Origin of the sequence: Companilactobacillus alimentarius DSM 20249 (assembly GCF_002849895.1) — a bacterium.
Lineage (GTDB): Bacteria > Bacillota > Bacilli > Lactobacillales > Lactobacillaceae > Companilactobacillus > Companilactobacillus alimentarius.
In genome coordinates this window covers 982,054-1,003,607 of sequence record NZ_CP018867.1, presented here as the reverse complement: position 1 = coordinate 1,003,607, position 21,554 = coordinate 982,054, and the positions used below count along the sequence as shown (strand labels likewise).

Here is a 21,554-nt window from a genome sequence, read left to right as displayed (position 1 = left end):
ATCATAAAGGAGATTTTTAAAATATGTCTGTAATTACTGATATTTTAGGCCGTGAAGTTCTTGATTCACGTGGTAACCCAACTGTTGAAGTTGAACTATATACTGAATTAGGTGGCTTTGGCCGCGCACTTGTTCCATCAGGTGCTTCAACTGGTGAACACGAAGCTGTTGAATTACGTGATGGCGACAAATCACGTTTCGGTGGTAAAGGTGTTCTTAAAGCCGTTGCTAACGTTAACGACAAGATTGCTAAAAAAGTTATTGGTATGGACGTTACTGACCAACGTGCCATTGACCAAGCAATGATCAATTTAGATGGTACACCAAACAAGGGTAACCTAGGTGCTAATGCTATCTTAGGTGTATCACTTGCTGCTGCACGTGCTGCTGCTGACGAATTGGGTCTTCCATTGTACGAATACCTTGGTGGTCCTAATGCTCACGTACTTCCAACACCTATGATGAACGTTATCAATGGTGGTAAGCATGCTGACAACAACGTTGATTTCCAAGAATTCATGATTTTGCCTGTTGGTGCAAAGTCAATGCGTGAAGCTGTTCGTATGGGTTCAGAAACATTCCATTCACTAAAAGCTGTTCTTGAAAGCCGTGGCTTGAACACAGCTGTTGGTGATGAAGGTGGATTTGCTCCTGACCTTGAAAACAACGAAGCTCCTTTCAAGATTTTGGTTGAAGCTATTGAAAAGGCTGGTTACAAACCTGGCGAAGACGTTGCTATTGGTTTTGACTGTGCTTCATCAGAATTTTACGATCCTGAAACAAAGAAATACAACCTTAAGGGTGAAGGCGAAAACGGTGCTAGCCTAACAACTGACGAATTCATCGACTTGCTTGATGGAATCGTTGACAAGTACCCAGTTATTACAATCGAAGATCCACTTGATGAAAATGAATGGGAAGACTGGCAAAAAGTTACTGCTAAACTTGGTAAGAAAGTACAACTTGTTGGTGATGACTTGTTCGTTACAAACACAGACTACTTGAAGAAGGGTATTGAAATGGGAGTTTCAAACTCAATCCTTATCAAGCTTAACCAAATCGGTACACTTACAGAAACATTTGAAGCTATCGAAATGGCTAAGGAAGCTGGCTTTACAGCCGTTGTTTCACACCGTTCAGGTGAAACAGAAGATACTACAATTGCTGACCTTGTTGTTGCTACAAACGCAGGTCAAATCAAGACTGGTTCAATGAGTCGTACAGACCGTATTGCTAAATATAACCAATTGATGAGAATTGAAGACCAACTTGGCGATCAAGCTGAATTCAAGGGTATCAAGAGTTTCTATAACTTAAACAAATAATTACGATAAGTGATTAATAAAGACAGCCCTCGGGCTGTTTTTTTTGTACAATAGAAGTATTGATGATTGAAGGAGAAAAAAATGACGCTAAAAATTGCATTTATTGGTTTTGGTAAATCAGCTAATCGTTATCATTTGCCATATTTGAATATTCGAGATAATTTTCAATTGAAAACAGTTTATACAAGAAAGGCTCCTAATGAAGAATTAGCTAAGCCTTATCGTGATAAAGGTGTTAAATTCACTAATGAATTAGATGATATTCTAAATGATCCAGAGATTGACTTAGTTACGATCTGTACGCCAGCACAGACACATTATCAATTGGCTAAGAGTGTAATCGAGGCTAAGAAATCGGTTATTGTCGAAAAACCTTTTGTTGATACTTTGGAACATGCTAAAGAATTGATTCAATTAGGAAAAGACAACAATGTTTTGGTAATGCCATATCAAAATCGTCGTTTTGATGGTGATTATTTGGCTGCAAAACAAGTAATTGATCAAGGCTTTTTAGGGGATATTGTTGAAGTTGAGTCACACATTGACTACTATCGTCCCAACACAGTAAATGGCAAAGGGACCAAAGAACAAGGTGAGTTTTATGGTCTTGGAATTCATTTGATGGATCGAATGGTAGCGATCTTTGGACGTCCTGATAAAGTTGTCTATGATATCAGAAATACTGAAGTAAGCGATGCAGTTGATAATTATTTTGATGTTGACTTGCATTACGGATCAAAAATGAAAGTTAAAGTAAAGGTCAGCACAGATGTTGCCCAAGAATACCCTCGCTTTATCGTTCATGGAATGAATGGTTCCTTTATCAAGTATGGTGCCGATCAACAAGAAAATGATCTAAAAGCTGGAATTATGCCTGGAACTCCAGGATTTGGCGAAGACAGTCCGATGTATTATGGCTTGGCTAAATATCGCAATTCTAATGGCGATTGGATTAAAAAGCAGATTAAGACGCCATTGGGTGATTATGGCTTGTATTACGATTCAGTTTATCAAACACTCGTCAATCATCGGGAAAGACTAGTTAGTGATGAACAAATTTTGACAGATATGGAATTATTAGAGGCGGGATTCTATCAAGAATCACCTTCAATTTATGAGGTACCAAAATTAAATTTTTAATGTAGGGGATAATAATGAAAGTTGTAATTACTGATAATGAGAAATTAAGACTAACCTTAGAAGGTGTATTAGTCGGAATTATTTCAGGAATTGTCGTAAGTATGTTTAGATGGTCAATTGCCCAATCGTTAAAAATTTTTCAAGGGTTATATGTAGCTGCACGTACCAATGTTTTATTGTTAATTGGATTAGTTGTAGCGATGATTATCGTGGCAGTTTTTGTAGGTTATTTATTAAAAGGAGAACCCAATATTTCTGGATCAGGTATTCCACAGGTCGAAGCTCAATTGGGTGGAGAGATGCATTTGAAATGGTGGTCGATTCTTTGGAAAAAATTTGTTGGTGGAATCGTAAGTATTGGTCCAGGATTATTCCTTGGTCGAGAAGGTCCTTCGATTCAGTTGGGATCGGCGATCGGACAAGGTGTGGGTGATTTAACGCACGATAATGTCGGTGTTAATCAACGTGTCTTGATTGCTAGTGGTGCGGCAGCTGGATTAGCGGCGGCTTTCAGTGCCCCAATTGCTGGAGCAATGTTTGTTTTGGAAGAAGTTTATCATAATTTTTCACCGTTAGTGTGGGTAACTTCTCTAGCCAGTGCTGTCAGTGCCAATGTTGTTGCTTTATATGTCTTTGGTTTACAGCCAGTTTTACGAGTACCTTATCAATATAGCTTGCCGATCAAATATTATTGGCATCTGATTGTTTTAGGAATTATTTTAGGAATTATGGGACGTTTGTATCAAATTGTTTTGTTGTGGATGCCAAGTCTTTACAACAAGACACGTTTGCCTAGATTTATTCATGGGATTATTCCGTTGATTTTGATTATTCCAATTGGAATGATTGCACCAAACTTTATTGGTGGTGGTAATGGGATTATTATTAATTTGGATAAATATGGAACAGGTTTATTATTGTTATTAGGACTCTTTGCGTTAAGATTTATTTATTCAATGATCTCTTATGGTTCAGGTCTACCTGGTGGAATCTTTTTGCCAATCTTGAATTTAGGAGCTATCATTGGAGCTATCTATGCAATTTGTATGAATCAATTAGGGTTGTTGCCAATTGCTTTTGAAAGTAATTTAATTATTTTTGCTATGGCAGGTTACTTTGCTTGTATTGGTAAAGCACCTTTTACAGCAATTATTTTGGTCACAGAAATGGTAGGATCATTGAAGCATTTGATGCCTCTAGCAGTTTTATCATTAGTTGCCTACATTGTAGTGGATCTTTTAAATGGAGCACCAATTTACGAATCATTAAAGGAACGTTTAAACTTGAATTCTGATTATTTGAATCGAGTTAGCAAGTTTAATGATCGTTTAGAAGTTCCCATATATGAGGGCAGTTCGATTGACGGTAAATATATTCGTGATATTCCCTTTCCCAAAAATATTTTGGTCATTGCGGTATACCGTGGTGAACGTCAATTAATTCCTAGGGGTGACACTTTGATCAAGGCAGGAGATAGGATTGTCTTCATGGTCAATGCTGGTCAGAGAGCCAAAATTTCGCAGAAGTTAAAGGATTTGATTAATGGAATTAACTAGAAATTTGACCATATTTATGTTATTGTTTTAGAAGTGATTTCAGCTTTCAACACCATGAACGGAGGTTTTACAGGTGTATAACGTTATTGAAACAGTGTTGATAATCGTTTCCATTTTGATAATAATTGCCGTCTTAATGCAACCTACAAAGCAACAAGATGCTTTGAATGCATTATCTGGTGGTGGTGGCGACCTATTCAGCAACCAAAAGAAACGTGGTTTCGAAGCCTTTATGGTTAAGGTTACCTACGTTTTACTAGTACTATTTTTTGTATGTTCATTAATACTAGTATACTTATCATCTCACTAAGCAATTTATTCCTCCTGAAGTTTCTCAGGAGGTTTTTTGTTATAAGGAGCGTAATATATGAAAATAATGACGCCAAAGCCATTTTATTTTGATAAAGGAGAAAAAGCAGTTTTATTGCTGCACTCTTTTTCGGGGACATCCAATGATATGCGACTGTTAGGTCGAGCTTTAGAACGAAATAACTATTCGGTATACGCACCAATGTTTATTGGTCACGGAACACGTGAACCGTTAGATATTTTAGAATTAGGGAGTCCTGATAAATGGTGGCAACAGACTAAAAGTGCGATTGGATTCCTAGAGATGCAAGGAAAGAAGCAAATTTCTGTCTTTGGATTGTCATTAGGGGCGATATTTGCAACTAAAGCCTTAGAAGAGATTCCAGGAATAGTTGCTGGTGGAGTTTTTGGTTCGCCATTGTATACGACTAATTTTGAAGAAATAAGAAAAGCCTTTATGACATACTCGAAAAAGGTGTATTCTTTTCAACAGGGCTTAACAGAAGTCGAAATTGATTCTAAAATTAGAGTTGTAGATACAAAAATTGATTCAATGTTAACTGATATTAGAAAAACAACCGTTGGTGTAAATAAAAACTTAGCTGAAATAAAACGACCATATTTTATTGGTCAAGGTACGAGTGATAAATTGGTAGATCCTGATGCTGCAAAAATTGTGGCTCAAAAGGTTGAAACGTCACAGTTGCATTTGTATGATGCAGGGCATGTTTTAACCATCAACAGTGCTCACAAACAGTTAGAGAGTGCTGTGTTAAACTTTTTAGAAAATAATTGAGGAACAAAATGCCAGATAAAGAAAATAAATTAATTGCGGATATATTGGAGGTTTTTAGGAGCAATCCTGATCGTCGATATAAATCTGAACAAATTGAAGATGTATTAAGACTCCATGGCGCATCAGCTTTCAAGCGTGTGGTCAAAGCTTTGGCTGTTTTGGAAGGCGAGAGTAAAATCAGTCTGACTAATAAAGATGAATTTAGAATGGCTGCACCTGAAAATGTTGTCGAAGGTGAATTTAAGGGCAACGATAAGGGATTTGGCTTCGTTCGTTATGACGAAGTGGAACCAGATGCTTTTATTGCTAGAAGCAACACCTTGCATGCGGTTAATGGCGATACCGTAGACGTAAAAATTACTAAGCCATCAAATCCCTGGATCGACAAGGGACCAGAAGGTGAAGTTACTAAAATTGTTGAAAGATCATTGACTAAAGCTGTTGGTGAATTTCATCCTTATAGTGACTCACAAGTGGAGAAAACTGGCTTCTATGGTTACGTCCAAAGTCACGAAAAGAAAATTGCTTCATATATGATTTTCATCTCTGATAAGGGTCTTCATCCACAGATGGGTGATATGGTTCAAGTATCAATTGATGAGTATCCTAACGATAAACATCCACAAAGTATGGAGGGAACTGCTTTAGAGATCATTGGTAATAAAAATGATCCCGGTGTCGATATTATGTCGATTGTTGTCGATAATGATATCAATCCAGAATTCCCTAGTGAAGTACTTAAAGCTGCCGAAGAGATTCCGGATCATGTTTTAGATAGCGATCGAGTTGGTCGAAAAGACTTAACCGATAACATGGTCATTACGATTGATGGGGATGATTCTAAGGACTTTGATGATGCCGTTGGTGTTGATATGTTACCAAATGGTAATTTCCACTTGGAAGTTCATATTGCCGATGTAACTCATTACGTCAAGGAGGGTTCTCCAATTGATCAAGAAGCCTATGCTCGTGGGACTAGTACGTATTTAGTCGATCGAGTTATTCCGATGTTGCCATTTAGATTGTCAAATGGTATCTGTTCATTGAATCCTAATGAAGATCGTTTGACTTTGACTTGTGATATGGAAATCGATCATGAAGGTAATATTGTTAAATATGATATTTACCCTAGTGTGATTAGGTCTAAATATCGCATGACTTATAATAATGTCAACGAAATTTTAAAGGGCGACGAACTACTCAACGATGAATACGCTCCATTGGTACCAATGCTTAAGAATATGGCTGATTTGCATAAGATTCTTTTTGCCAAACGTCATGAACGTGGAGCCATTGATTTTGAAGAAACTGAAGCTCAAATCATTGTCGATGAAAATGGTAAGCCAATTGATATTAAATTAAGAGAACGTGGTACTTCTGAAAAGATGATTGAATCATTCATGTTAGCTGCTAATGAAACAGTTGCTATGAATTATAACTTGAAGCACGTGCCATTCTTGTATCGTGTCCACGAAAAGCCAGATGATGAGAAGGTTAAGAGTTTCTTTGAATTCGTCGCAGCTATGGGTGTACCCGTTCAAGGTAATTTGAAAGAGATTACGCCAAAGATGTTCCAAGATGTTTTGACAAAAGTTGTGGGAACACCAGAGGAACCAGTTGTTACAATTATGTTGTTGCGTAGTATGCAACAAGCTAGATATTCAGACGATCCACTGGGTCATTTTGGTTTAGCCGCTAAGTACTATACTCATTTCACATCACCTATTAGACGTTATCCTGATTTGATGGTTCATCGAATGATTCACAGTTATGCTGAAATTGGCTTCACTGATGATGAACAAGCTAAGTGGAAGGCCAAGTTGCCTGACGTGGCTCAACATACATCTGGTCGTGAAAGAATCTCTATCAATGCTGAACGTGCCGTTGATGATTTGAAGAAAACTGAGTATATGGCAGATCAAGTTGGTTCCGAATTTGATGCTGTGGTCAGTTCGGTTACAAGCTTTGGAATGTTTATCCAATTGGATAATACAATCGAAGGTTTGATTCATATTTCTAATATGAAAGACGACTTCTATGAATATGATGAGAAGAGTATGTCAATGCATGGTCGTGGCACTGGCAAGACTTTCAAGGTTGGACAACCAATTAAAGTTAAGTTGATCAGAGCAGATGTTGAACATCGTCAACTGGACTTTGAACGTGTCTTGACTCCTGAAGAGCAAGAACAGGCAGATAAGCGTGAAGCTGAATTTAAGAAGAAGCGCTCAATGCAACATGGTCACGGTCGCGGTGGACATGGTCGCCACAACGGCAATGGACATAATAATAATCACAATAACAACCATAAGAGACGTGGTAAATACGAAAGACGGTGATGAACAATGAAGAAACATCACACAAAGGCTGCTAATGAAGTAGCCAATAATCGTAAAGCTCGTCATGATTACAATATTTTAGATACTTATGAGGCGGGAATTTCTCTGACAGGAACTGAGATCAAATCAGTTCGTGCTAGTAAGATTAATATTAAAGATGGTTTCGTACAGCCAAGGAATGGGGAACTATGGTTAGAGAACGTTAATATCAGCGTTTATGACCAAGGAAACCAATTCAATCATGATCCATTGCGAAATCGGAAATTACTTTTACATAAAAAAGAGATTCGTAAAATAAGTTCAACTGTGCAAGAGAAGGGAATTACGGTAATTCCTTTGAAAGTTTATCTGAAACATGGCTTTGCTAAAGTATTGATCGGCGTAGCTGAAGGTAAAAGAAAATATGATAAGCGTGAAACAATTAAAAAACGTGATCAAGAAAGAGAAATTCAACGTATCGTTAAGAATGCGTATTGATTTTTCAATTGATCGCTTTTTTTTTGCATTAAAATATCCCATTAATGACAAAACTTTAGTATGATGAAATTAATTAATTATCAAATTTGGGGGATGTATGAAAAAGATATGGGGATTTATCTTTGCCTTTTTTAGTATTTTTTTAGCCTTTCAATCAACGACTACAGTTAAAGCCGATGATTTTACAATTAAGGATTATGACGTTGACGTCAATGTTTTAAAAGATGGGAATGCCGATTTAACACAAAGGATAACTTATGATTTTACAGGCCAATTTCATGGAGTCTACTATAATCAAGATTTAAGAGGAATAGATGGTACTAGTCAACCGGAGATATCATTTGATGATGGTCATGGTGAAAATAAGTTAATTAAGAGTGATTCAGAGGCTAATAATACTTTTAAGATCAACCAGACTAAAGATTCAATGAATATGAAGGTTTATCACACAGTTGATTCAAGTCGGGTTACTTATATTTATCGTTATCGCATATATGGATTGATAACCAATTATTTGGATACAGCTGAATTGAATTGGAAAGTAATTGGTAAGGGATGGGATAATGAGCTAAATAATATAAAGATTAAAATTAATCTTCCTCAAAAAAATATTTCTAAGTTACAAGCTTGGGCTCACGGTCCTTTATCAGGGCACAATGAAGTAAATCGTAAACTTGGTCAGGTTACAATTACTTTAGATGGTTTGCCCGCTAATAATTTTGTTGAAACGCATATGATTTTTCCAACCGCAGTTACAGCGACTAATAAAAAAGTTGTTAATAGGAATGCTAAAGCAGAAATTTTAATTCAGGAAAAGAAACTTGCTCAAGAAGCAAATGCTAAAAGACAACAGAAAAAGATTATTTATTGGGTCATTATGACCGCCGGCATCGTGATTATTTTGATGATTTACTTATATCAAATTATTAAATTACATAAAAATCCGGGACAAAAACATCAAATTCCAATGCCATTGCATCATTTCTTTGATGAGCCTAAATTTCTCCCCAGCTTTGCTAAAGTGATTTTGGATAGATCTAAAAGGGCTGATAGTTTATCGTTGACCGCCGATATTTTAGATGAAGTTGGGCATAATCGAATGAAGCTTGAGAAAATTGGTAAGGATTATAAGAGTACAGCTCTAGTAAAACCAACTTTAACCTTTTATCAATATTTATTTGAAAAGATTGGTGATGGTAAATCAGTTCGAATCAAACAGATTCGTCATTTCGCCCGTAAGCATAGTAATAAATTAGGTACTAAATTTGATCAATGGGCTAAAAGTGCTGCTCATGGTCGCGAAAAATATTTAGATTTGGGTAATTTAGGATTAGTCAATGATTTTAAAAATATTACAATTGTAGTTGATATAATTCTTGGAGTTATGCTGGCAGTTTCTTTAGTTTTATCATCCCATTTGATTTTAAGTGTGGTAATGTTAACTGTTTTGGTACTTATTACTTGGGTGCCATATTATTTTATTAGAAAAAGGATAACTCCTTATACTGATTTAGGGGAAATAACCGTTAATGAGATTAGAGCCTTTAAACGTATGTTGAATGATATTGACGATATTAAATTAGCTCAAGTGGGAGATTTGGTCCTTTGGGAACGATTTTTGCCGTATGCGGTAGCTTTTGGTGTATCGGATAAAGTGGTCAAGGCATTGAAGGTAAACTTCAGTACAGAGGACATTAATAGTTCACCTATCTTATATTATTACTTGGGTAGTACTAGCTTTCTTAATAGTAGTAGTTCCGGATTTCAATCAGCCTTTACTAGTGCCTTATCAGCAGGAGATTCTAGTATCAGTGTTAGTTCCGGTGGCTTTTCTGGTGGGTCCTCTGGAGGCTTTGGTGGCGGTTCCGGAGGTGGAGCTTTCTAATTTTATGTATTAAAAAAAGCAATCCCGATAATCGTATTTTGATTATCGGGATTGTTTCATTTTACGCAGGATAAATTAGAATTTATTCCACATTACTTATATTATTTTTGATTAAGCTTGACGTTGCTTGTGATAAACAATACTGATTAAAATGACCAATCCAAGAAGGGAAGCCAACAAATTAGAATTGTTACCAGTTTGAGGTAATTTTTCATTGTTTGCACCTGAATTATTTGTCGTAGAATCAGGATTTGTTGGGTTAGGAATTAATCCTATTTGATCGTCATCATCATTATTTGCTGTTGGATGTTCTGGGTCAACGATTAGACCACCGTTATTATCATCTGGTTCTTCAACGTTAGGTTTCTCAGTGTTAGGTTCTTCAGAGTTTCCTTCATCAGTATCGCCGGGTTCAGATGGGTCGATTTCGTTACCATTATTGTTATCTCCAGGTTCAGATTTAGTCTGAGGATCAGATGTTATTAAGGTACCAACACCAGCTTCGTTATCATTTTCTTTGATAGTGAACAAAATTTTATCTGGATTTAAATCGTAACCTTGAGGAGCTTTGGTTTCTTGGAAATAATAATTTCCAGGCTTAAGATTATCAATTCTGATAACACCTAATTCATTAGTAATACCTGACATTAAAGCAGTTCCATCAGTAGTATAAAGCGTATATTCTGCTCCGGGAACTCCTAAAGTCATATCATCCGTGTCAAACTTTTGTAAAACAATACTGTAACTATCTTCACCAGTAACTTCTTTTTCGTTTTCAACAGAGATTAATTCTGGCGTTAAATTGTTGGATGTAACGTCAAATTCAACATCCTGTCCCTTAAGATAGCCTTGAGGAGCTTTAGTTTCCACTAATTTATAGTGACCAATAGGTAAGTTGTAATAATGACCAATTCCTAAACGATCAGTTGTAATAGTTCCAACTACGACTCCTTGATCGTTGACAATATTGAATTCAGCACCAGCCAATTTGTAGCCAGTTTCGGCGTCAATTTTTCTAATTACAATTGAACCTAATTCTTCTTTTTCGGGTTCATCGACGCCATTTACTTTTATTGGCGTAGTGGTTTGTCCAGTAATGGTAAAAGGAATCTCATTTTCATTCAATTGGTAGCCAGATGGAGCTTTAGTTTCTTTGAAATAATAGTCGCCAGCACTTAAACTAGAAACTTTAATTTGACCATTTGTGTCAGTAGTTAGTCCTGTTTGTAGTGGAGTAGTGGAGCCAACTTTATAAAGATCGTAGATGGCACCTTCTAGAACATTATTGTTTTGTTCATCGTTTTTAGTCAAAACGACGCTGCCTAGTTTAGTTCCACTACCATTGCCAGAGTTAGTTTCGTTAGAAACTTTCCCAGAAGCAGAATCTTCAATTATTTGAGTTCCATTGCCATTATTTCCACTAAATGATCCCGTCATAGAAGCATCATTTCTAAAGACTGTTCCATCAGTCAATTTGTCGGGGTCAGTAACTTTAGTTTGAAAGACAATGGCGTACATTTGTTTCCCTGACTTAGGAATTGCTAAGTCAAAGCCACTGCCAGTTTCAGTCAAACTATATTTATCTGCTGAAACAGTATTGCCTCGTTTATAGGTTCCAGCATCTTTATCGATCCAGTTTGCCTCTTGAACGACAACTGAACCAGGAACATAAGCAAGGTTAGTATCAGTGATTTGGTCGCTGACGGTTAGGTTACCAAAATCTAATTCGTTTCTGTTAACCAAGATGGTCCAAGTAACGATATCATTTCCTTGAGAGTCTTTGCCAAGTACACCCTTTTTAGAAATGTTCTTGTCGTTAGTTTTGGTTTTTAAAATGCTAGTCTGAGTCTGATTATCCTTAACGGGAAAATCGACGTTGTTAGTACCGATTTGAGCCTTGCGGTCGACATTGACGCCAGTGTTGATCGAAAGAGTCCCCTGAACGCTTTCAAGCTCTTCGACGTTTTCATTAAAAGTAACGATGATTTGATTGTTATCGCTTAAAACAGCCGTACCAATAACTTGTCCATTATCATCGGTAACATCAAATTGAGATCCTGATGTTACGGATAGTGGGCTTGGCACATCAATTGTTAAAGTATCGTTATTTTTAAGCTGATGGCCAGTAGAATCAAACTCATAAGTAAGTGGAACTGTCCCACCTACTGTATAGGTTTTATCCTGATTGACTATTTTTGCTTCTGTGATCATATCCGAACTAGTGTAGTTAGTTGCAGCCTTAACATTTTGAAGATTAAACGTCAGAACCAAAACTAAGATTGCCAGTATAGATATAAAAATATTTCGTAATTTATTCCCCATATTTTCCCCTTCCTTAATGAAACTAATATTTCCTTTAGTACACAATTAATTATAGGATGATTACGATAATTGTGATAGGGGATTGGTAACAAATATTAATAAAATTAGTTCCAAACTCGCTAAGCTATGGAAAGAGTGACTTCTTCGTTTGTAAAACAATACCATATCTTGTGAAATGAAAAAATCTTATTCAATATATAGATTTGAAGTGGTATCATAGTGAATGTTGTTTTTTACAAATAAACAAATCAAATAAAGTATTATAAAGCTACGGAGGAGAATAATGATGATCGTATTGAGCGGCGCAATTGGAGCCGGAAAGAGTTCATTGGCGACTATTTTATCAGAACACTTGGGAACAGAAGCATTTTATGAACAAGTTGACAATAATCCGGTTTTGCCATTATTTTATAAAGACCCTAAAAAATATGCATTTCTATTACAAATTTACTTTTTAAACAAACGTTTTGATTCAATTAAGAAAGCAATGGTACAGGATAATAATGTTTTGGACCGTTCAATCTATGAAGATTCATTATTTTTCCATATGAATGCTGATATGGGTAGAGCAACTCCACAAGAAGTAAAAGTTTATGACGAGCTTTTGGATAATATGATGCAAGAATTACCATATGCTGCAGCTAAGAAAGCTCCTGACTTATTGGTACATCTTGATATTTCTTATGATACAATGATTCATCGAATTGAAAAACGCGGTCGTTCATATGAACAACCAGAACAAGATCCTACTTTGCCTGAATATTATAAGCAACTTCTTAGTCGTTATGATGGTTGGTATGATGATTATGATTACAGTCCTAAGATGAAAATTGATGGTGATAAGTATGATTTTGTTGAAAATCCAGCAGATCAAAAAAAGGTTTTAGAATTGATTGATGAACAATTACGTTCTAGAGGGACTTTAAAGTAGGGATTTCCTTGCTAAGGGTTTGAAAATAAGATAACCTATTTAAAGCAGTTTACACTGATTAACCTGCTAAAAGACTAAAACAGTGGAGGGTTTTGTTTTGAGTAATTTAAAGGTAAGGGATATTACACAGTTAGCTTTGATTGCTGCGCTTTATGTAGCAGTGACCATTGCACCAGTTATCTCGGCATTCTCATACGGTCAAATTCAATTTAGAGTTTCAGAGATTTTGATGTTATTGCCGTTTTTCAATCATAAGTATAGTTGGTCTTTGATTATTGGATGTTTTATTTCTAATATATTTAGTGCCTCATTAGGGGCTTATGATTTGATCCTAGGAACTTTGGCGACCGCAATTGCTTGTTACTTGATTACGAGATTGCCAAAGGAAAATAAATTTTTATGGTTAGTACCAATAATTTGTGCGGTGGTTAACGGTTTGATTGTTGGAGCAGAATTACACTTCGTCTTAAAATTGCCGTTTGCTTTAAATTTTGTCACGGTCGGATTAGGTGAATTGGTTGTTGTGGCAATTGGTGCCGTAATATTCTATTTTTTGATGAAAAATCAAAATTTTAAAAAATTAATAGCTTAAGACATCGAAGGGGGAAGTGATTCCTTCTTTTTTTTGTTATAATCTACTTTATAGAGTTCGCAAGGAGATGTGATTTTATGAACATCGGGATTTTTACTGATACATACTTCCCTCAGGTCAGTGGGGTTGCAACGTCGATTCAGACACTGAAGAATGATCTGGAAAGAAAGGGTCATTCAGTTTATATTTTTACGACGACTGATCCAAATGTTCCAAAGGAAACGATTGAGCCAAATATCTTTCGCCTGGCTAGCGTTCCCTTTATTTCGTTTACTGATCGAAGAATTGCCATCAGAGGAATGTTTCACGCAGTCGAATTGGCAAAAGAATTAAAGTTGGATATTGTTCATACTCAAACTGAGTTTTCATTAGGGATGATAGGAAAATTTGTCGCAAAGCAGTTGAAGATTCCATTTGTTCATACTTATCACACTATGTATGAGGACTATTTACACTATGTTCTCAATGGTCATTTACTAAAGCCATATCATGTTAAACAGATGACGAGACTTTTCTTAAAGAATGCATCAGGAGTCGTAGCACCTAGTAAACAAGTGAAAGAAACTATGGATCGCTACGGTATAAAAGCTCCAGTTTCAATTATTCCAACTGGGGTGGATTTATCCGAATATACTAAACCGGTCAATGCTGCTGTTATTCGTGAAAAATTGGGTTTATCTAAAGATACACCAGTTATTTTGATGTTAAGTCGAATTGCTTTGGAAAAGAAAATTGATCATATGTTGAAGTCAATGCCAGAACTGTTACAATACGATCCTAAAATTATGTTGGTTATCGTAGGAGACGGTCCTGATATGGATGAATTAGTTCAGATGAGTCAAGACTTGAAGATCAGCAATAATGTCATATTTACTGGCGAAGTTGCCCATGATCAAATTTCACCATATTATCATATGGCTGATATCTTTGTGTCCTCAAGTGATACCGAATCACAAGGTTTAACTTACATTGAGGCGATTGCTTCTGGATTGAAAATCATTGTTAGAAGTGCACCTTATACTGACGCCTTGTTGACTGATCCTTCAGTTGGTGTAACATTCAACCAAGACGACCAATTAGTACCCAAGATCAAGACGTATTTGGATCATCCTAATTCATTCGATGATCGCCAAGCACGGCAAAAGGTATTATATGGGATTTCGTCGGATGGATTTGGCAATTCAATTCTCAGTTTTTATCGTCATGCTGAAGATTACTTTGTAAGAGAGAAGCTTTCAGATTCATCAATTGATCCGGAGGAGTATTCTAATGATTAAAATAAACATGTTTTCATCGGCTGATAAAGTAGCTGGTCAGGGTGTAGGTAGTGCCTATATTGAACTGATCAATCTACTAAAAGATCGTTTTAGCGATGAATTTGAAATTAAAATTAATGACTACCATAAAAGTGATTTGAGCCATTATCATACAATTGACCCTCAATTTTATTTATCAACTTTTTCTAATAAGAGAGGACGTAAGATTGGTTATGTTCACTTTCTACCGGAAACATTGGAAGGCAGTATCAATTTGCCCCAACCGGCGCGAGGTATTTTTTATAAATATGTGATAAGTTTTTATAAAAGAATGGATCAAATCGTAGTTGTGAATCCAACTTTTATTGATAAACTGGTTGCACATGGTTTAGATCGTAAGAAAATTAAATATATTCCTAATTTTGTATCAACTGATAATTTTTATGAAAAGACAGCTGAAGAAAAAGTTGCATTTCGAAAAAAAATTGGAGTTCCAGAAGACAAGTTCGTTGTTTTCGGTGACGGACAAGTTCAAGAGCGTAAGGGAATTGATGATTTCTATAAATTGGCTCAAGTCAATCCAGATATTCAATTTATCTGGGCGGGTGGATTTTCATTTGGCAAGATTACTGATGGATATGACCGTTATAAGGAAATGATTGATAATGCTCCTAGTAATATGACTTTTACAGGTATCGTTGACCGAAATGATTTGGTAAATTATTATAATATTTGTGATTTATTCTTATTACCATCATATGATGAATTGTTCCCAATGTCTGTCTTAGAGGCATTCAGTTGTGGGGCACCAGTTTTGTTACGTGATTTGGAATTGTATCGAGCCATTATTGACGGTTATTATCAAAAAGCAGATGGATTTTCTGACATGAATGCTTTTATAAATCGTGCTAATCAAGATCGATCGATTTTGGAGAATTATAAGAAAAAATCAAAGGAAGCTGCTAATCAATATTCAGAAGACAATTTGAGTAAGATTTGGCATGACTTTTATACTGAACAATATAATATTGCTAAACGGGATAAATAATGAGTAGAAAACATATAGCTGCAATTTTTGTAATGTTAGGCTTAGGAATTGGTATTTTTTGGTGGGAAGCACGAAAAATCAATTTCAGTTCTTTAGTCGCAACGTTTAAGAATTTGAATTACTTTTGGCTCGCGGTAGCATTTTTATCAATTTTGCTATCCTACGGGGTTGAGGCAATGGTATTACATACTTTATTAAAGAAAAAAGAAGATCGAAAGTTTGGTTGGTGGGAAATGTATCGGATTCCTTTGATCCAAGCTCTGTTTAATGCAATCACGCCATTTTCTTCTGGAGGTCAACCAGCCCAGTTAGTTGGTTTGATGCAATCGAAAATTGATGGCGGACGTGCTAGCTCCGTATTGTTAATGAAATTTGTCATTTATCAAGCAATGGTGTTGATTAATTTTATTGTGGCCATGTTAGTAAGTTTTAATAGTGTAGCAAAGCATTTTTCAGGTTTGGCCACTTTGATTGTATTTGGAATGATCATTCATGTGGTTACTATTTCTTTCTTATTAATGATCATGTATTATTATGATTTCACTAAAAAAATGGTTCAAATTATTCTGAAACCGATTTTATTTTTTCTAAATGAAGAAAAACGTGATAAAATTTTACAGTCAGCTATCAATAGCATTGATAGTTTTTATAAAGAGAGTTTAGTTTTAAAACGTGAGAAGAAAAAAGTTATTAAGGCAGCTCTTTTGACGGTTGTCCAATTATTCTTGTATTACTTTGTAGTCTATTTTGTCTTATTGGCATTGAATCGTGACCATGTGAATATCGTGGATGTATTAGTCATGCACATTATGATTGTCATGATTGTTTCAATCTTTCCAATTCCTGGTGGATCAGGTGGGGCTGAATTCAGTTTTAAAACACTTTTTGCTGGGTTTATACCTTCTTCGTCAGGTTTAATCTTAGGTATGTTTTTATGGAGATTTATTACGTATTATTTGGGGATGTTCTTAGGGATTATCGCAGTTTCGAAAAAACCAAAAATTGAACAACAAGTTGCTAATAAATCTATGGAGCGAAAATAATGAAGCGTATTATTAAAGGTATTTCCAATTTTTTAAACACTAGGCTAGGATTTGTACTTCTAGCTGTGTTTTTATATACTCTTAAGACGGTCTATGCTTATACTACTAAGTTTAATTTAGGCGTTAAGGGTTCGATCCAAACATTTTTGATGATTATTAATCCAATTCCAATCATGCTGTTGCTGTTTGGGATTGCTTTATACATGAAAGGAAGAAAATCGTATATTTTCCTTCTGATCGTTGATTTCTTGGATTCTGTCTGGTTATTTTCGAATATTTTGTATTATCGTGAATTTTCAGATTTTTTAACTATGGTACTTATCAAGGGTTCTGGTTCAGTAACCAACAACTTAGGTAAAAGTATTATGGGAATTTTAAAGCCAACTGATTTTCTTGTGTTTATAGATGTTTTAGTATTGATACTACTATTGGCTTTTCATGTAATTAAGATGGATGTTAAACGATTGAATTGGCAAATTCCAATTTTGATCAGTTCTTTAGCAGTTTTATTATTCGGAGCAAATTTAACTCTTGCTGAGAGTGATCGTTCACAGTTGTTGACAAGAACGTTTGATAATAACTATATTGTTAAATATTTAGGCTTAAACGTTTTTAATATTTATGATCTGATAAAAACTACTAAAACTAATGCAGTTAAGTCTCAGGCTAAGAGTTCTGACATTGATTCAATTGAGAAATACATGAAGGATAATTATGTCCAGCCCAATGTAGAGTATAGTGGCGTAGCTAAGGGTAAGAATGTGTTTATCATTCACTTAGAGAGTTTGCAGCAATTCATGATTGATTATAAGTGGGATGGAGAAGAAGTAACTCCTAACTTAAATAAGATTTATCATGAAAGTAATACTTTGAGTTTCGATAATTTCTTTAATCAGGTTGGTCAAGGGAAAACAGCTGATGCTGAGCTTATGCTTGAAAATTCGCTCTTTGGCTTGCCTGAGGGATCAGCAATGGTTACTGATGGTACAAGTAATACTTTCCAAGCCGCACCGGCTATTCTAGATCAGGAAGCCGGATATACTTCGGCATCATTCCATGGGGATGTTCCAAGTTTCTGGAATCGTGATAATGCTTATAAGTCATGGGGCTATGATTACTTCTTTAGTTCCAATTATTATAAGCAAAAGAAGAGTTATAACGTTGGCTATGGTATGAAGGATAAGATATTCTTGAAGGATTCTGCCCAATATATTGAACAGTTACCACAGCCATTTTATGCAAAACTGATTACTGTTACTAATCATTATCCATATACTTTGGATAAAAAGAACCAGAGCATTTCTAAGACGAATACTGGCGATAAGACTGTCGATGGTTATGTCCAAACAGCAAGGTATTTGGATGAATCTATTGGCGAGTTTATGAATTGGTTAAAAGAAACCGGATTAGACAAAAAGAGTATGATTGTCTTCTATGGTGATCACTATGGTATTTCTGACAACCATAAAAAGGCAATGGCTAAACTTACAGGTATTAAAGGATTTAACGATTTTGATAATGCCCAGTATCAACGTGTACCATTTATGATTCATATGGATGGATTAAAAGGCGGTATTAACCATACTTATGGTGGAGAAATTGATGTCTTGCCAACTATTTTAAATCTATTGGGAATTGATAATAAGAATATGATTCAGTTTGGTAGTGATCTATTATCGAGTGAACATTCGCAAGTCGTGGCCTTCAGGAATGGTGATTTTGTATCGCCAACGGTTACTAAGGTAGGAAGTACCTACTATAATACTAAGAATGGTAAAGTTGATAAGAAGATTTCTAAGACTGAAAAGGACAAGTTGGCTAATAAGGTCACAACTGAATTATCATTGTCTGATAGAGTCATAAATGGCGATCTACTGAGATTCCATAAGTTGCCAGGCTTTACAACGGTTAATAAGAAAAACTACTCATATAAGAAGAGTACGGCTTTGAAGAAGCTTAAAGCTGCTGAGAAGAAGAAGGGTACCAGTCTAATTGAACAAAATGATAATAAGTCGATGCTTGACTTGTATCAGACTGACGCTCCAGAACTAAGTAATAATAAATAAACTAAAAGGCACTGGAAGAGTAACTGCTTTCGGTGTCTTTTTGTATGTTATTTGAAGAGAACCGAGGGAACTATTAACTAAAAGAATAGTAAAAAGCTGTGATTAATAGTTAATATTGATTAATTTCTGAAAAAATTCAATTTTTTTGTAAAAAAGACTTGCAACTCATTACACCGATTGGTAATATATATCTTGTTGTTGCGACAGTTCAACGGAGTCAACGGTTTGATGATTTATTCATCTCCATTGCTTCTAAATTTTCTTGAGAAAATGCTTGACTTGGTCTTTCATCTTCGATATGATTATTAAGTTGTCTGTTGAGATAACACCTAACAATTCTCTGATTCATTTCATTGAATTGTTAGTAAAATTATTTTAAAAAAGTCCTTGACATCAACTTGTCGGCTTGATAAAATAATTAAGTCGCTGATGAGCGTAAGCGCTTAATCAGCTGGTAGACCTTTGAAAACTGAACAAAGTTTTAACACTAAAATTGTGTAGGTCAACATTTTTGTTGATATACAACGAAGTCAATTCGCTAGTAATATTTTTTATGAGTCACAAACTTTTAATATGAGAGTTTGATCCTGGCTCAGGACGAACGCTGGCGGCATGCCTAATACATGCAAGTCGAACGAACTTTCCTATTGATTGATGCTTGCATCATGATTTAGATCTAAGTGAGTGGCGGACGGGTGAGTAACACGTGGGTAACCTGCCCAGAAGTGGGGGATAACATTTGGAAACAAGTGCTAATACCGCATAACAACATTAAACACATGTTTTTTGTTTAAAAGATGGTTTTGCTATCTCTTCTGGATGGACCCGCGGCGTATTAGCTAGTTGGTGAGGTAATAGCTCACCAAGGCGATGATACGTAGCCGACCTGAGAGGGTAATCGGCCACATTGGGACTGAGACACGGCCCAAACTCCTACGGGAGGCAGCAGTAGGGAATCTTCCACAATGGACGAAAGTCTGATGGAGCAATGCCGCGTGAGTGAAGAAGGTTTTCGGATCGTAAAACTCTGTTGTTGAAGAAGAACATATGTGAGAGTAACTGTTCACGTACTGACGGTATTCAACCAGAAAGCCACGGCTAACTACGTGCCAGCAGCCGCGGTAATACGTAGGTGGCAAGCGTTGTCCGGATTTATTGGGCGTAAAGAGAATGTAGGCGGTTCATTAAGTTTGAAGTGAAAGCCCTCGGCTCAACCGAGGAAGTGCTTCGAAAACTGGTGAACTTGAGTGCAGAAGAGGAAAGTGGAACTCCATGTGTAGCGGTGGAATGCGTAGATATATGGAAGAACACCAGTGGCGAAGGCGGCTTTCTGGTCTGTAACTGACGCTGAGATTCGAAAGCATGGGTAGCAAACAGGATTAGATACCCTGGTAGTCCATGCCGTAAACGATGAGTGCTAAGTGTTGGAGGGTTTCCGCCCTTCAGTGCTGCAGCTAACGCATTAAGCACTCCGCCTGGGGAGTACGATCGCAAGATTGAAACTCAAAGGAATTGACGGGGGCCCGCACAAGCGGTGGAGCATGTGGTTTAATTCGAAGCAACGCGAAGAACCTTACCAGGTCTTGACATACCATGAAAAGCTAAGAGATTAGTCTTTCCCTTCGGGGACATGGATACAGGTGGTGCATGGTTGTCGTCAGCTCGTGTCGTGAGATGTTGGGTTAAGTCCCGCAACGAGCGCAACCCTTATTATCAGTTGCCAGCATTCAGTTGGGCACTCTGGTGAGACTGCCGGTGATAAACCGGAGGAAGGTGGGGACGACGTCAAATCATCATGCCCCTTATGACCTGGGCTACACACGTGCTACAATGGTCGGTACAACGTGTTGCGAACTCGCGAGGGCAAGCAAATCACTTAAAACCGATCTCAGTTCGGATTGCAGGCTGCAACTCGCCTGCATGAAGCTGGAATCGCTAGTAATCGCGGATCAGCATGCCGCGGTGAATACGTTCCCGGGCCTTGTACACACCGCCCGTCACACCATGAGAGTTTGTAACACCCAAAGTCGGTGGGGTAACCCTTCGGGGAACTAGCCGCCTAAGGTGGGACAAATGATTAGGGTGAAGTCGTAACAAGGTAGCCGTAGGAGAACCTGCGGCTGGATCACCTCCTTTCTAAGGATATGGTACTTTGGTACCAACGGAATACACAATCGTTAAAACTTTGTTTAGTTTTGAGAGGTCTACCTGGCGCTTTCGGGCCTATAGCTCAGCTGGTTTAGAGCGCACGCCTGATAAGCGTGAGGTCGATGGTTCAAGTCCATTTAGGCCCATTCTCTGCAAAGCTTAATAGTAACATGGGGGTTTAGCTCAGCTGGGAGAGCACCTGCTTTGCAAGCAGGAGGTCATCGGTTCGATCCCGTTAACCTCCATTGACAGAGATGTCATACTCGTACCTTGAAAACTGGATATTAAGAATTAATGAATTAAAGAAACACCGAAAACTGC

Annotated in this window: 15 protein-coding genes, 2 tRNA genes and 1 rRNA gene; 17 read left to right on the top strand and 1 reads right to left on the bottom strand. The window is 36.7% G+C overall.

The window, feature by feature from the left end; all coding sequences use genetic code 11:
* Positions 1–23 precede the first annotated feature (23 nt).
* The 8 genes from eno to LA20249_RS04830 all read left to right on the top strand — a co-directional run bounded on the left by eno (position 24) and on the right by LA20249_RS04830 (position 9,827).
* Positions 24–1,325: a phosphopyruvate hydratase gene (gene eno, locus LA20249_RS04865; protein ID WP_057736927.1), complete on the top strand. Its 1,302-nt coding sequence runs from the start codon at positions 24–26 to the stop codon at positions 1,323–1,325.
* A gap of 81 nt (positions 1,326–1,406) precedes the next feature.
* Positions 1,407–2,465, top strand: a complete 1,059-nt coding sequence (locus tag LA20249_RS04860) for an oxidoreductase (protein ID WP_057736929.1) — start codon at positions 1,407–1,409, stop codon at positions 2,463–2,465.
* A gap of 14 nt (positions 2,466–2,479) precedes the next feature.
* Complete coding sequence (locus LA20249_RS04855) at positions 2,480–4,021, top strand: ClC family H(+)/Cl(-) exchange transporter (protein ID WP_057736931.1); 1,542 nt, start codon at positions 2,480–2,482, stop codon at positions 4,019–4,021.
* Between the two features lie 73 nt (positions 4,022–4,094).
* Positions 4,095–4,331 (top strand): preprotein translocase subunit SecG, encoded by a 237-nt coding sequence (gene secG / locus LA20249_RS04850; RefSeq protein ID WP_025085070.1) that lies wholly within the window; start codon positions 4,095–4,097, stop codon positions 4,329–4,331.
* A 57-nt stretch (positions 4,332–4,388) separates the two neighbouring features.
* Positions 4,389–5,126 carry an alpha/beta hydrolase gene (locus tag LA20249_RS04845; RefSeq protein ID WP_057736933.1) on the top strand — a complete coding sequence of 246 codons (738 nt, stop codon included), beginning with the start codon at positions 4,389–4,391 and terminating at the stop codon, positions 5,124–5,126.
* Positions 5,127–5,134: 8 nt separating this feature from the next.
* Positions 5,135–7,465: a ribonuclease R gene (gene rnr / locus LA20249_RS04840; protein WP_057736935.1), complete on the top strand. Its 2,331-nt coding sequence runs from the start codon at positions 5,135–5,137 to the stop codon at positions 7,463–7,465.
* A gap of 6 nt (positions 7,466–7,471) precedes the next feature.
* Positions 7,472–7,942 (top strand): SsrA-binding protein SmpB, encoded by a 471-nt coding sequence (gene smpB / locus LA20249_RS04835; RefSeq protein WP_057736937.1) that lies wholly within the window; start codon positions 7,472–7,474, stop codon positions 7,940–7,942.
* 97 nt (positions 7,943–8,039) lie between these two features.
* Positions 8,040–9,827 carry a DUF2207 domain-containing protein gene (locus LA20249_RS04830; protein ID WP_057736939.1) on the top strand — a complete coding sequence of 596 codons (1,788 nt, stop codon included), beginning with the start codon at positions 8,040–8,042 and terminating at the stop codon, positions 9,825–9,827.
* 111 nt (positions 9,828–9,938) lie between these two features.
* Here LA20249_RS04830 and LA20249_RS04825 read toward each other — a convergent pair whose 3' ends face one another.
* A complete protein-coding gene (locus LA20249_RS04825; RefSeq protein WP_057736941.1) occupies positions 9,939–12,149 on the bottom strand; it encodes a SpaA isopeptide-forming pilin-related protein in 2,211 nt (736 codons plus the stop codon).
* 286 nt (positions 12,150–12,435) lie between these two features.
* On the opposite strand from LA20249_RS04825, the gene LA20249_RS04820 reads away from it, so the two are divergent.
* From LA20249_RS04820 to LA20249_RS04780, 9 genes are all read left to right on the top strand, one after another.
* Positions 12,436–13,080 (top strand): deoxynucleoside kinase, encoded by a 645-nt coding sequence (locus LA20249_RS04820; RefSeq protein ID WP_057736976.1) that lies wholly within the window; start codon positions 12,436–12,438, stop codon positions 13,078–13,080.
* A gap of 97 nt (positions 13,081–13,177) precedes the next feature.
* A complete protein-coding gene (locus LA20249_RS04815) occupies positions 13,178–13,672 on the top strand; it encodes a QueT transporter family protein (RefSeq protein WP_057736943.1) in 495 nt (164 codons plus the stop codon).
* 77 nt (positions 13,673–13,749) lie between these two features.
* A complete protein-coding gene (locus LA20249_RS04810; protein ID WP_057736945.1) occupies positions 13,750–14,949 on the top strand; it encodes a glycosyltransferase family 4 protein in 1,200 nt (399 codons plus the stop codon).
* On the top strand, positions 14,942–15,976 hold the full coding sequence (locus tag LA20249_RS04805) for a glycosyltransferase family 4 protein (protein WP_057736947.1): 1,035 nt from the start codon (positions 14,942–14,944) through the stop codon (positions 15,974–15,976). Before LA20249_RS04810 ends, LA20249_RS04805 begins: the two co-directional genes overlap by 8 nt.
* Positions 15,976–17,019 carry a lysylphosphatidylglycerol synthase transmembrane domain-containing protein gene (locus LA20249_RS04800; RefSeq protein WP_057736950.1) on the top strand — a complete coding sequence of 348 codons (1,044 nt, stop codon included), beginning with the start codon at positions 15,976–15,978 and terminating at the stop codon, positions 17,017–17,019. Before LA20249_RS04805 ends, LA20249_RS04800 begins: the two co-directional genes overlap by 1 nt.
* Positions 17,019–19,085, top strand: coding sequence for an LTA synthase family protein (locus LA20249_RS04795; RefSeq protein ID WP_057736952.1), 2,067 nt, complete (start codon positions 17,019–17,021; stop codon positions 19,083–19,085). The genes LA20249_RS04800 and LA20249_RS04795 overlap by 1 nt, the downstream gene beginning before the upstream one ends.
* A gap of 569 nt (positions 19,086–19,654) precedes the next feature.
* Positions 19,655–21,221, top strand: a 16S ribosomal RNA gene (locus tag LA20249_RS04790).
* An 83-nt stretch (positions 21,222–21,304) separates the two neighbouring features.
* Positions 21,305–21,379 (top strand) — tRNA-Ile (locus LA20249_RS04785).
* Between the two features lie 26 nt (positions 21,380–21,405).
* Positions 21,406–21,478, top strand: a tRNA-Ala gene (locus LA20249_RS04780).
* The last annotated feature ends 76 nt before the right edge of the window (positions 21,479–21,554 follow it).